The organism is Curvivirga aplysinae, assembly GCF_009711445.1.
GTDB classification, from domain to species: Bacteria; Pseudomonadota; Alphaproteobacteria; order UBA8366; family Aestuariispiraceae; genus Curvivirga; species Curvivirga aplysinae.
On the sequence record NZ_SMMC01000117.1, the window covers coordinates 1 to 12,439 of the forward strand.

The 12,439-nt window shown below is 41.3% G+C and carries 14 protein-coding genes; 4 read left to right on the forward strand and 10 right to left on the reverse strand.

All coding sequences use genetic code 11. The features are described from left to right. The 5 genes from E1160_RS03220 to E1160_RS03240 all read right to left on the reverse strand — a co-directional run. A partial coding sequence (locus E1160_RS03220) for an NAD(P)-dependent oxidoreductase (protein ID WP_328597112.1) occupies positions 1–873 on the reverse strand: 873 nt, incomplete at its 3' end. Between the two features lie 60 nt (positions 874–933). Beyond that, complete coding sequence (locus tag E1160_RS03225) at positions 934–1,347, reverse strand: DUF6691 family protein (protein WP_218048682.1); 414 nt, start codon at positions 1,345–1,347, stop codon at positions 934–936. Continuing rightward, a complete protein-coding gene (locus E1160_RS03230; protein ID WP_155153560.1) occupies positions 1,347–1,772 on the reverse strand; it encodes a YeeE/YedE family protein in 426 nt (141 codons plus the stop codon). The genes E1160_RS03225 and E1160_RS03230 overlap by 1 nt, the downstream gene beginning before the upstream one ends. A 32-nt stretch (positions 1,773–1,804) precedes the next feature. Beyond that, entirely contained in the window at positions 1,805–2,671 is an 867-nt protein-coding gene (locus tag E1160_RS03235; protein WP_155153561.1) for an MBL fold metallo-hydrolase, read from the reverse strand. Positions 2,672–2,745: 74 nt separating this feature from the next. After that, on the reverse strand, positions 2,746–3,399 hold the full coding sequence (locus E1160_RS03240) for a Crp/Fnr family transcriptional regulator (protein WP_155153562.1): 654 nt from the start codon (positions 3,397–3,399) through the stop codon (positions 2,746–2,748). A 151-nt stretch (positions 3,400–3,550) separates the two neighbouring features. Between E1160_RS03240 and E1160_RS03245 the strand changes: the two genes are divergently transcribed. Beyond that, the gene (locus E1160_RS03245) at positions 3,551–4,150 is read left to right on the forward strand and encodes a hypothetical protein (RefSeq protein WP_155153563.1); all 600 of its coding nucleotides are present in this window, start codon (positions 3,551–3,553) and stop codon (positions 4,148–4,150) included. 7 nt (positions 4,151–4,157) lie between these two features. Here E1160_RS03245 and E1160_RS03250 read toward each other — a convergent pair whose 3' ends face one another. Continuing rightward, on the reverse strand, positions 4,158–5,180 hold the full coding sequence (locus tag E1160_RS03250; RefSeq protein WP_155153564.1) for an aminoglycoside phosphotransferase family protein: 1,023 nt from the start codon (positions 5,178–5,180) through the stop codon (positions 4,158–4,160). A 120-nt stretch (positions 5,181–5,300) separates the two neighbouring features. Between E1160_RS03250 and E1160_RS03255 the strand changes: the two genes are divergently transcribed. Both E1160_RS03255 and E1160_RS03260 read left to right on the forward strand, forming a co-directional pair. Then, entirely contained in the window at positions 5,301–6,122 is an 822-nt protein-coding gene (locus tag E1160_RS03255; RefSeq protein WP_218048683.1) for a YdcF family protein, read from the forward strand. Continuing rightward, positions 6,122–7,057 (forward strand): 2-hydroxyacid dehydrogenase, encoded by a 936-nt coding sequence (locus E1160_RS03260; protein ID WP_155153566.1) that lies wholly within the window; start codon positions 6,122–6,124, stop codon positions 7,055–7,057. Before E1160_RS03255 ends, E1160_RS03260 begins: the two co-directional genes overlap by 1 nt. A gap of 123 nt (positions 7,058–7,180) precedes the next feature. Here E1160_RS03260 and E1160_RS03265 read toward each other — a convergent pair whose 3' ends face one another. From E1160_RS03265 to E1160_RS03280, 4 genes are all read right to left on the reverse strand, one after another. Then, positions 7,181–7,363 (reverse strand): hypothetical protein, encoded by a 183-nt coding sequence (locus E1160_RS03265; protein WP_155153567.1) that lies wholly within the window; start codon positions 7,361–7,363, stop codon positions 7,181–7,183. A gap of 139 nt (positions 7,364–7,502) precedes the next feature. Further along, positions 7,503–8,438 carry an alpha/beta hydrolase gene (locus E1160_RS03270; protein ID WP_155153568.1) on the reverse strand — a complete coding sequence of 312 codons (936 nt, stop codon included), beginning with the start codon at positions 8,436–8,438 and terminating at the stop codon, positions 7,503–7,505. A gap of 19 nt (positions 8,439–8,457) precedes the next feature. Continuing rightward, the gene (locus tag E1160_RS03275; protein ID WP_218048684.1) at positions 8,458–9,675 is read right to left on the reverse strand and encodes a serine hydrolase domain-containing protein; all 1,218 of its coding nucleotides are present in this window, start codon (positions 9,673–9,675) and stop codon (positions 8,458–8,460) included. A 530-nt stretch (positions 9,676–10,205) separates the two neighbouring features. Further along, the gene (locus E1160_RS03280) at positions 10,206–10,994 is read right to left on the reverse strand and encodes a 3-hydroxybutyrate dehydrogenase (RefSeq protein ID WP_155153570.1); all 789 of its coding nucleotides are present in this window, start codon (positions 10,992–10,994) and stop codon (positions 10,206–10,208) included. Positions 10,995–11,205: 211 nt separating this feature from the next. Between E1160_RS03280 and E1160_RS03285 the strand changes: the two genes are divergently transcribed. Beyond that, entirely contained in the window at positions 11,206–12,348 is a 1,143-nt protein-coding gene (locus E1160_RS03285) for a succinylglutamate desuccinylase/aspartoacylase family protein (protein WP_155153571.1), read from the forward strand. Positions 12,349–12,439 lie beyond the last annotated feature (91 nt).

Here is a 12,439-nt window from a genome sequence, read left to right on the forward strand (position 1 = left end):
TGTGTTTAAGGCTTCTAACTCAAGTAACAAAGCAGAATGATCCAATGTTTCATGACCCTTACGAATCAATTCTTCATAAAGACATTTAGTGGTTTGAGTAACTGGAAGATTGATACCATCAATCGCCTCTATTGCTGTGCGTAAGTCTTTTAGTTGTGTTTTACACATAGCACCGGGTTCAAAATTACGCTCTAACATGCGCTTGCCATGTTCCTGTAAAATACGACTATCTGCAAAGCCTCCGCATAATGCTTCTCGGACGGCAGTAGGATTTGCGCCACCAGCTGCGGCAAGAAGCAGGCCTTCCGATATAGCGGCAATGGTATTGCCAACGATCACTTGATTTGCGCATTTGGATAATTGGCCAGTCCCGCTTGGGCCGATATAAGTTGCGCGTCCCATTGCTTTAAAAATAGGTAAAACTTTTTGGAAAATAGTTTCTTCACCACCGCACATGATTGTGAGTGTCGCTTCTGTGGCGCCTTTTGTACCTCCAGATACAGGAGCATCAAGATGGTGAATATTCTTCTCTGCAAGACGCTTTGAATGATCTTGTGCCATGGCTGGTGGAATAGATCCCATATCAATAATAATCGCATTTTTTTGGATTGCGTTAGCATTGCCTTGTGTAAATAAAATATCTTCAACCACGGGCCCATTTTCTAGCATCATAATAATGATATCAGCATTTTTGACAGCATCTGATACCGTTTCACAGATTTTTGCGCCATCTTGCTGCAATGGAGTTGCTTTTGCTTTTGTTCGATTCCAGACAGAAAGATTAAAGCTTGCTTTAAGCAAATTCTGAGACATAGGAAATCCCATAAGACCTGTGCCAAGTAATGCGACTTTTAATGACATGAAACACTCCAAAATTTTTCATAGGGTAGTCAGCAATATCTCTGGTGCAAGTAGAAACTTAGCTGACGAGTATTAGGCTTTGAAAGGTGATACCTTGAAAAGTAACATGCCAGCAATCATGGAACTTACAAAGATCAAAAGACTTACGTTTCCTGTTCCTATTGATGCCAGGGAGGGGCCGGGGCAAATACCTATGGTTCCCCATCCAATACCAAACAAAGCGGAACCCATAATCAATTTTACATTGATGCGCTGTTTTGACGGTATCTGAAAATCAGTTTCACATAATGGATGTTTCAGCTTCTTTACAAAGAACCAAGATATAAACATGGGTAGCATCGCACCACCCATCACGAACAAAAGGGTCGGGTCCCATTCTCCAGCTATATCTAAGAAACCTAGAACCCTTTTTGGATTTACCATGTCGGAAATTGTTAATCCGATACCGAATAAGCTGCCTGCAATCAGTCCAGTAATTAGTCGCATCAAAATTCTCCCATATGATGGTGGGTGATATAGACAGTCAACATAGCGAAAAACATGAAAGTACATGTCGCTATGATTGATCGAATTGATAAACGAGATATCCCGCAAACGCCATGACCACTTGTGCAGCCATTGCCAAGGCGCGTGCCAAAGCCGACCAATAATCCTCCTAAGAGAAGTGCGATCCAGCTATCTGATACGATGATCTCAGATTCCCAAAAAAATCTCATAAAGATAGTTGAGGTAAATATAAGGCCAATGAGAAATGAAACTGAGGACAGGTTTTTAGAATTTGATAGCAGATTACCGAGTATTCCGCTAACACCTGCAATGCGACCATTAAAGAAAAGATAAAAAGCGCTGGCACAACCAATGAGAAGACCACCGATTAGTCCATGTAACCATTCAGTTGGAAAGTTATCCATTATGTTATCCTGTTCACTAGGTATTAAACGTTTTAAAGTAAATCCACGGGGATTTTAATGTAACTACGACCATTCCGCTCTGGGGGTGGCATATGACCTGCCCGCATGTTGATTTGAACAGAAGGAATGATCAGTTTTGGTAGGTTTAATTGTGCATCACGAGAAACACGTATTTGTTGGAATTCTGCTGCGGTTTTAGTGGCAATATGAATGTTAGTATCTCGCTGTTCTTTAACTGAACTTTCCCACCGATATTCATCTCGTTCAGCTGTTTTATAATCATGCCCTGTGAAGATACGTGTGTGATCCGGAAGAGACAAAATTTTATGAATGGATTTAAATAAAGTTGAGGCGCTTCCTCCGGGAAAATCACAACGGGCCGTCCCAAAGTCAGGCATGAAAATTGTGTCCCCTACAAAGGCGCAATCACCAAATACAATTGTTATGCAAGCAGGTGTGTGACCAGGCGTATGAAGAATTTTTCCGTGAATTGACCCTAAAGATAACGCACTTTCTTCATCGAGAAGTCGATCAAATTGACGCCCGTCTTTAGGGAATGTTTTTTCAACACAAAAGATATCGGAAAAGACATCTTGTATGACGGATATTTCTTTTCCTATGGTAGTTAGTCCTCCCAGTTGTTCTTTTAGATATGGGGCTGCGGAAATATGATCCGCATGAATATGTGTTTCCATAATCCATTCAGTTTTTAAACCGTTTTCTTTGATATACTTTATTATTAAATCAGCAGGTGATTTGTCTGTGCGACCAGAAATAGGGTCAAAGCCAAGCACAGAATCTATAATCGCGCATTCTTTTGTATTTGGGTCGTGGGCAACATAGGTAATCGTGAATGTAGGTTCGTCAAAAAACGCCTTCACAATTGGGTTGGGGGTCATGTACTTCATTCCTAGTGGTTTTGACTATGCCCAAACTTATAGAGGGTGACGTAGAAATATGTGACTAAGTCACTTTAATTATGTTGAGATTGTTTTGTTAAGCTTGAAATATCAAGAATATCAATTGCGCCACGGGCTACTTTGATCCAGCCTCGACGTTGGAATTCTTGCAATTGACGACTGATGACCTCACGTACACTACCTAATTCGACGGCCAAATCTTGATGAGTGATGTTCCGTATCTTATTATCCTTGGCGAGTTCTAATAACTTTTGAGCAAGTCTGATATCTATTTTGGTAAAAGTTACGTCCTGAATGAGATGAAATAGCTCAGTTACACGCCTTGAATAGGCAGTAAAAACGAAATGTCGGAACTCCTTAGAATGCGATAGAAGGTCTTCAAAAACAGCACGTGGGAGGGCTGCAACTTTAATATCTGTTTCTGCAAAACCTTCTGCCAAATAATCTTCATAGGCGAGCAGACAAGCAGTTGTTAAAACACAACTTTCACCTGCGTTTACACGATATAGAACGATTTCACGCCCACTGGTTGAAACTTGCTGGACACGAATTGTACCATCGATCAGAAACAATAGTTGATCAGGTGGGGAGCCCGGACCAAATATAATCTGCCCTTTATGTATTGTTTTTATGATTGCCTCTTTCGTAAGGCGATCTTTGAGGCTCGAATCTAGGCGAGATAGGCCGTTAAATTTATCAACCCACATTTCAGTGTGTCTTTCTAAAATTCATCAAGTTTATATGCGTCTGATAAAGCTAAGTTTAACATCTAAATTTTGTTTAATATATTGACAGTTCCGTAACCTGTCATTAGCCATTTTAAGAGGAAATTGAATTAGGAAAAATAAGGGGTTTGCGATGCCATCGGCGAAAGAGATTAAGATTTATGCAAAAGAAAATAATCTTTCTAATGCAGAGGCTCGTAAAATTTTATTGTCGGAAGAAGTAAATATTTTAGCCAAGCCTGTTGTTGAAGAAGAAATAGAGACAACGGGGCAACAACTAAGAGAGCTTGCACGCAGAGAAGGAACAATTGCGTTGGGCCTCGTTGTTGAAAAACGCGGGAGTGGCAAACCCTCTAAAGGAATGCCAAAACTTAATAAAAAATCTCCGATTTTTCGGGTAGATGTAACCTTGGCAGAAATAGAACAATTAGCGCAATCGGCACAAATGGCTATGCCGGGGGTGATGATGGATGATTTTGCCTATATTTTAGGGGATGGGCTAAAAGAAGGCGCACATCTTGAAAATGGGGAGCAATTTGCTGCCGCACTTTGTGGATATTTTGTGCATACAGAGGGATATCACTTGATCAAAGAAAATAGCGGAAATCCCGATTTTCAAGGTGCAATTATTCGCGTGATTTCTTATAAAGATGGTTATGTTATCCGGCCTGCTGATTATATTCGCAGCTATGAACACGTTGATAAAAGTTTTACTGAGATGAAAATCCAATAAGCATAATTTACTTTGCTTTCAGACTTGCCGGAATTTCTTGAAAGTTTGGTAAATGCTTTTCAAGCCATATCTTTAACGGCTCCATCAATGGATTTTCCAAATGTTTGGCAAGTAATGCGCATACGCGTGGAATATGTTGCAGATAGACATCCTTTCCATCGCGTTTATATAAGCGACTAAAGATACCGATAACCTTAGCATGACGTTGAGCTGCTAGGAAATTATACCAGTTCATAAATTGATCGCGATTGGTGCCAAAGGCTTTGTCAAAATACAAATCAAGCATTTGGTTTTGAAGCTCTTGAGTGATATCTCGGCGGGCATCCTCCAATAGAGACATTAAATCATAAGCTGGATGCCCTAATAGGGCATCTTGAAAGTCTAGCAAGCCGACTTGCGCATATGTACTCCGATCTTCAAGTAGCATTAAATTATCTACATGGAAGTCTCGTAAAACGATCGTGTTTTTTGCGGGTGGCAAATTGTTATACATCTCTGCCCATGCGTCACGATATGTTTCGATTTCATTTTCTTGTGCTTTATGTCCTCGATGTTCAGGTAAATACCACTCTATTAACAAATCAGCTTCTTGTTGAAGGATGTCTTGAGAATAAGAAGGAATGGAAAGAAAACCGGCTTCGGGAGAATTATGGAGAGCAACTAGTAAATGAGTTGCAGCACGATACAGTTTTGTTTCACTTGTTCCGTTATTTAATAGATTTGTGAAAGTCCCATCGCCAAAATCTTCCAGTAAAAGAAAACCATCATCTTCATCCCGCTCAAGAATCTTGGGCGCTGAGAAACCTAGATTATTTAAATGATCAGAGATCATAATGAATGGAGCTGTATCTTCATGTTCCGGTGGGGCGTCCATTAGCATGGCTGACTGATCATTTTGTTCTAACCGAATATAGCGCCGGAAGGATGCATCGGCTGCTAGAGGAAAACGTTTTGCATTTCCCCATCCTGTGCGAGCGATAAAAACATCCATTGCTTTCTGGCGAATGGCAGGGTCAAGAATATCAGTCATATGTTGATAGGCCCATGTGATAATGTCTGTGAAGACTTGTTAAAGAAAGACGAATATCTCTATAGTCTGATTCTGTGCTCTGTGGGAAGGTATATCCCCGTATCCAAAAGGAAACATGACTTGTTCTTTTATTTGTCCAAGATCTTTTATTTTCTATTAAATCCGATCAATGTATTTTTAATATTGATGCTGGTTTCTGTGATTTTTGCATGGATGAATTGGTTCAAGCTTGCACGCGGGCTCATGACAGTAATAGTGACTTTAGCCTTATTGATTACTGTGTTCCCGATAGGGACTTGGGGGCGAATTCATTTGGAACAACGATTCCCGCCTCCGGCTATTTTACCTGCTGATGTGGATGGTATTCTTGTTTTGGGCGGTGCAGTAAATCCGGCATTAAGTGCAGAATATCAACAACTCATTTTACAAAGTAATATTGAGCGGCTTTTTGCTTTTGCCGAATTAATAGAACATTACCCTCAGGCAAAGGCGGTTTACAGCGGCGGGTCTGGCAGTTTGTTTTCGCAGGAATATAAGGAGGCCACACTAGCTAGGGATGTGCTGGAAAAGTTACATATTCCCGCGAGCAAAATTTTAATAGAAGACCAGTCGCGTAATACTTATGAAAACATCAAATTATCGAAGAAATTAGTCAAACCTGAGCCCGGTGAAACATGGATACTGGTGACATCTGCTGCCCATATGCCGCGGGCAATTGGAATTGCAAGACATTTGGATTGGAAGTTTATCCCTTTCCCTGTTGATTATAATTTCGGTAAAGAAATGGTAATTTCTTTGCAATTTCAATTTTATAAAGGAGCTGGAGATTTGTACTCGGCTCTTTATGAGTTTATCGGATTGCTTATGTATAAGCTGACAGATAAGACCGGGGAGCTTTATCCGGCGCCCATAAGAGAAAACGACGATAAAGGAACAGGTTAATGACGATTGCTTTACTTACATCAAATGAAGACCCTGCTGAATGGAAGCAAGAAGTTGAAAAGCAATTAGGTGAGGAAATTCAGGTTTGGCCTGAAATCGAAAACCGCGAAGCTGTGGAATATGTTCTCGCTTCTGCGCCACCCAAGGGAGCGATAGCCAACTTACCAAATGTTAAAGCTGTGCAATCATTATGGGCAGGTATTGAACATATTACATCTGATCCGGACTTCCCCAAACATTTGCCTATTATCCGCATGGTCGATATTGGGTTAACTGAAGGAATGCAGGATTATGTCTTAGGACATGTGATGTTACATCACCTAAATACCATTCGATATATAAATGCCCAAAAGAAAAAACACTGGGACCCGATTGATCCGCCGCTTGCACGTCAGCGCAAAGTTGCCATGCTTGGGCTTGGAAAATTGGGAGAAGCTTGTGCACAGACGCTTCGTCAGGCAGGCTTTCAGGTTTTAGGATGGAGCCGTAGTCAAAAGGAAATTGACGGTATTCAGTGTTATTCGGGAGATGTGGGCTTAAAAACAGTACTCTCTGAAGCGAGTATCTTGGTTAATTTATTACCAAATACACCTGCGACAATAAAGCTTTTAGATGCCGAGAAATTATCCTGGATGCCAAAAGGGGCCTCAATAGTGAATCCAGGTCGCGGGACAATTTTTGATGATGATGCCTTGGTAAATGCCTTGAAGTCAGATGCTTTATCAGCAGTAACTTTGGATGTGTTTTGGGAGGAGCCTCTTCCAAAGGATCATCCATTTTGGGGGATGGATAATGTGTTGATTACGCCGCATATCGCGAGTGTGACGCGTGTTGATACAGGGGCTGAGACAGCCATCGCTAATCTTAAACATTTACGTGCAGGAAAAGATATCGAGGACTTAGAGGGTGTCGTGAATCCTGAATTGGGATATTAATAGACAATTAACATGGAGGATAGTTTTAAGCTATCCTTCTTAATTTTAATTCGATACGTCAGACACACCAAAGGGCTCACAGAATATGTCTGTAAGCTTAAAGATATAAATAGAAGCGATTTTTTAAGCGTATGTATCTACAACACGGCCACGGCCACCTGTCGCAGCAGGGCTGGGTGTGTTGGTTACATCTGCAATCATTTCTACGATTTGTTCTTCTGCTTCCACTGCTTTCTTAATCGCAGAGATTGAGGTCGCATGCCCCATTGAAGCCTTGGTCGCTTGGACCGCTGTGGATATTTCCATATCAATTTCGACCTTTCTGGTCGCCTTTCCTTGTTAATAGTACAGGCTATTTCTGCCTAACATCTAAGGTCAGCTTTCTGCTGATAAAATTAACTATACCATGAAATTAAAGAAAGTGAAGCGTGAAATATTATTTCATTCAACGTGAGTGCCATTCTGCGATACGATCGACAATTGCTGCATATAGCTTTTGAACGCCGGGGCTTGTCTTATAGGCACGTAACGACCCATGTAACAAGCCTGCCCCGATGTAAAGATGAGATTCAACACCAGCATCTTTCAGCATATCGTGATAAAGAATAGCATCATCCCGTAAAGGGTCATGTTCAACTGGTAAAAGCATCGTTGGGGGAAGATTTTCTTTGTTTTTTGCATAAGCAGGACGTGCAGAATCTGGTGCGTTTTTACGACCGCCATATACAATTTCACTATATTGTTCGATGTCTGATTTTGTGAGAAGAGGAGCCTCAGCTTCGGTTTTATAGGAGTCGGTCGTCATATCAAACCCAAGGCTAGGATAGATCAGAATTTGTCCCAACGGCATAGTTTCACTGTTCTGATCCGCTAGATATTGTGACATACAAGCGGACATATGACCACCAGCGCTGTCACCGCATAAGATGATATTCTCAGCTTTGAAGCCGTGGTCATTGGCATTTTCTAGACACCATTTCCATGCAAGACGTGCCGCTTCTTCGATTTCCTGATAGCTAGCGGCAGGCGCTAATGGATAATCGACCGACAAAAGTGATATTTGCGTTTCATTACATAGCCATGCAGTAAAACCGTCATGGCTATCCGGGTTCCCTACAACATATCCGCCACCATGGAAAAACAGAATCAAATGTTCAGAAAGGCTATCTTCCTTGGTATAAAGACGCGCAGGCACCGATTGTTTACCTACGATTAAGTCAAAATCCTTTGCGGTGACACCGTCTGGGCGAGGTGGAGTAAATGCCTTTACATAATTTTCATAAATTGATTTTTGTTCTTCTGGGCTACGTAAAGCTGTATCTTCTGGATAAAGGCGATTTGTTTCTGCTACGAAATCCAGCATTTCTTTTTCAATTGTCATGAAGTTTCTTTCTGTTCATCTAATCAATTAAGGATTGATAGGTAAGTGCACGTAATTCTTTACGTAGTGGGTAGTGACTGCTTGGGAGTAGTTGGGTTAAAAACATCACGATCATATCTTCTTTGGGATCAACCCAGAATACCGTCGATGCCGCCCCACCCCAGCCATAATCACCGATACTGCCACTCAATCCTGCAAGGTTTGGATTTAGCATGGACCAGACACCTAGTCCAAATCCCACCCCTTTAAAGGACACTTCGCTAAAGACGGGTTGCCCCATGGAGGCAAGGTCGCCGGGTAAATGGTTTGTTGTCATTTGATCAATTGTTCTGGGGCCAAGAATACGGCCTTCTTGCAGTTTTCCTTGTTGGCGCATCATATCTGCAAATTTTAAGTAATCTGAAGCTGTTGAGAGTAAACCGCCGCCACCGGACAGGCATTTTACATTTCCTTCCAGATATTCTGTATTGATTGCATTTTCATATAGTTGCAGACCATTTTCCGAGGTCGGAACATAAAGAGAGGCAAGCCGATCTTGTTTGGCAGGCGAAATGTCAAAAGCTGTATCTGTCATTCCGAGAGGTTGGAATATATTTTCTTCGAAATATCTATCCAATGTTTTGCCTGATATAACCTCTACCAATATTCCTAGAATATCGGTGTTAATACCATAATTCCATTTTGTACCGGGTTCGAACTGTAAGGGTAAATCAGCAACGCGTTTTAAGACTTCTCGGTTGGTTCCGTGAGTTGGGTCAAAATCTGTTTTTCTCTCAATATAAGCATCAGAGAGTAAGTCGTTGTTAAACCCATAAGTAAAGCCAGCCGTATGCAAGAAAAGGTCGTGGATCGTAACCTTGTTTTTTGATGGTATGCAGTCATTTAGGGATGTTGCTTCAGGAAGCAGGACATTCATGTTTTTGAGTTCGGGCAAGTATTGCTCAACTGGATCATCTAAATGAAACAACCCTTTTTCATATAACTGCATCATCGCAACAGATGTAATAGGTTTGGTCATGGAATAGAAACGCAGTATGGTTTCAAAATCCCAATTCTGATTGGTATCGATATCCTTTTTGCCTATTGAATTTGCATAAGCAAGTTGTCCCTTACGGGTAACAATGGTGGTCGCACCTGCCAATTTACCCGCATCAATATATCGATGCATCCAATCAGTGATTCTCTGAAGGCGCTTAGGGCAAAATCCTAATTTTAGAGGGTCGTTAACTGCTTGCATTGAATTACCCTTCATTTTCAATCGCTTTATTAGCTAAATTATTATTCAATTTGTAAATTTTGCAAATGAAGAAAAGAAGGGTATTGCACAAAAAAAGAGAGCTGCCCAAAATAGACAGCTCAGTTGAACAGGGGTTTAAAGGTACTACCCAACACTTGGGGAAAGGCTCTAGGGTTTAGGGGGAAGTCGAGCCTGTCGGGTAGTATGTTTTCTATATGGTTAGTATACGACAAATTTACACCCTTAGATGACTAAAAAAGATGTTTTTTTTAATCACAGATTTGTGAGAATGTTCTAAGCCCGTATAAATATTGAAAAATAAGATCAAAAAAATAGAGCCGCCAGCATATGCGGGCAGCTCAGTTGAACAGGGGTCTAAGAGTGTCACCTGATCCAATGAAGAAGGGTAGGGTTTGGATCTTGGGGTAGACACATACTTTATATATTCAAAACAGTTAATGTAGGGTTAACAAAATCAAAAAAAAATAGAAATTTTCTAAAAAACTTTCATCGACCTTACTGTTTTATGGCTATTGAGCGGTCCAGCCACCGTCCACTGGCAGCTCAGCGCCTGTCATCTGATTTGCGGCAGGACTACATAGGAAAAGTACCAAATTTGCTAAATCTTCAGTTTTAACAAAATTCATGGAGGGTTGTTTTTCACGCAGAATATCTTTTTCTGCTTCATCTTTTGAAACATTAAGTTTATCAGCGCGAATTTTAATTTGTTCATCGATTAATTCTGTATGAACCCAGCCCGGGCAAATCGCATTACATGTGATATTATCTTGTGCAGTTTCCAGCGCCACAACTTTGGTCATACCAACAACGCCATGTTTTGCTGCGACATAAGCGGCTTTATGTACGCTTCCTACTAAACCATGGACAGAAGCAGTATTAATAATACGTCCCCAATCAGCTTTTCGCATATGCGGAACAGCCGCCTTCATCGTGTGAAAGACGGATGAAAGGTTAATTGCTATAATATCATCCCAATCTTCTTCTGGGAAATCTTCAATGGGGTGCACACGTTGAATGCCTGCATTATTGATCAGGATATTCAGGCCGCCAAATGTATCTACAGTTTTTTGAATAAGTGTACGGATTTCTTCTGGTTTTGCCATATTTGCTGAATTGTAAGAAACCTTAACATTATGGTCTTTTTCCATAGAAGCACGTATTTGTTCTATTTTTTCTTCGTCGCCAAAGCCATTCAGCATAACATTACAGCCCTGCGCTGCTAAGCCTTTTGCCATAGCTAAACCAATACCACTTGTGGAACCGGTAACAACGGCAACTTTATTTTTTAAATCAATCATGAATTTCCCCTAATGACCTTTTCATCGAATTATTTATAGATTTGGCAGCATTTTAAGATGCGTTTTTGCAGATGGCTACAGACATTTTCATTTATCAATGTGCAAAATTGAACAATGACTTGTTAACTCCTTTATTGGGGGGACGCATATATCTTGCTCAACTTTCTAAGACAGGATAAGACAGAAAAAACAAATCTAACAGGAGCAAAAAATGCCAAGACAAACTGAAGTTATTCCTCTGCTTTCACCAAGCCCCGGTAGCCAACGAGAGTTGATTGTACATCGTTATGGTGAAAAGGGGAAAGGCAAGAAGGTTTATATTCAGGCAGCGCTCCACGCGGATGAATGGCCGGGTTTAATGGCGGCGCATCATCTTATTCCCCTGCTGGATGAAGCCGATGCTGCGGGTGATATTCAAGGTGAAATTATTGTTGTGCCTTATGCAAACCCGATTGGCATGGCACAGCGTATCAATGGGAAAGTTGCTGGACGCTATTCTTTTGACGGCAGTGGAAATTTTAACCGTAATTGGGCGGATCTTGTTTCAGGCGCAGCTCCCTTGTTGAAAGGTAATTTGACAGGCAATGTCGAAGAAGATGTCGAAAAGGTACGTGCAGCGTTCCGTGAGGTCGTTTCCCATCAATCTTGCCGGACAGAAGTTGACGAGTTACGCATGATACTCATGAATCTGTCTTGTGATGCGGATTTTGTTTTAGATCTTCATTGCGATGGAGAAGCAGAATTACATGTCTATGCAAATCAGCAACATGAAGATGAGGCTTACGCGCTCTGTCAGGATTTGGATTCGCCTGTTTTGTTGATTGAAACCGAAGCTGGCGGAGGCCCGTTTGATGAGGCGAATTCCTCTCCTTGGTGGCGCCTAAAGGAGGTGTTACCAGAAGCCTCTCATTTACCACCTGTATGCTGTGCGGTGACTGTTGAATTTCGTGGATTAAATGATATTTCCGATGAGCTTGGTCGTAAAGATGCACAAGGTTTAATAAGTTTCTTACGTAGAATGGATATCATTGCAGGTAAGCCGGCACCGCAAAGAAATGAAGTGCAGGTTTCTTTCTTACATGCAACAGATGTTCTACATGCCCCGATTGGTGGTTTGGTGAGCTATCAGGTTGAACTAGGTGAGCAGGTCAAGAAGGGGGACTTGATCGCTGTCGTGATTGATATTGCGGCTCAAAATCCGATGGAAGGACGCCATGAAGTACATAGTCGCGCCAATGGTCGTTATTTTGCCCAGATGTCAGAAAGACTTGTGCGTCCAGGTGAGAGTATCGCAAAAGTCGCAGGCCAAGAAATCTTAGCACATCGTGCTGAAGGCAACTTATTAGAGGCCTGATTTTGTAATAAAATCAGAATATTACAATTTTTTTGAAAGCGAGGCATCTAATGTCTCGCTTTTTTCGTACAATTTTTAAGAAAAACATTAC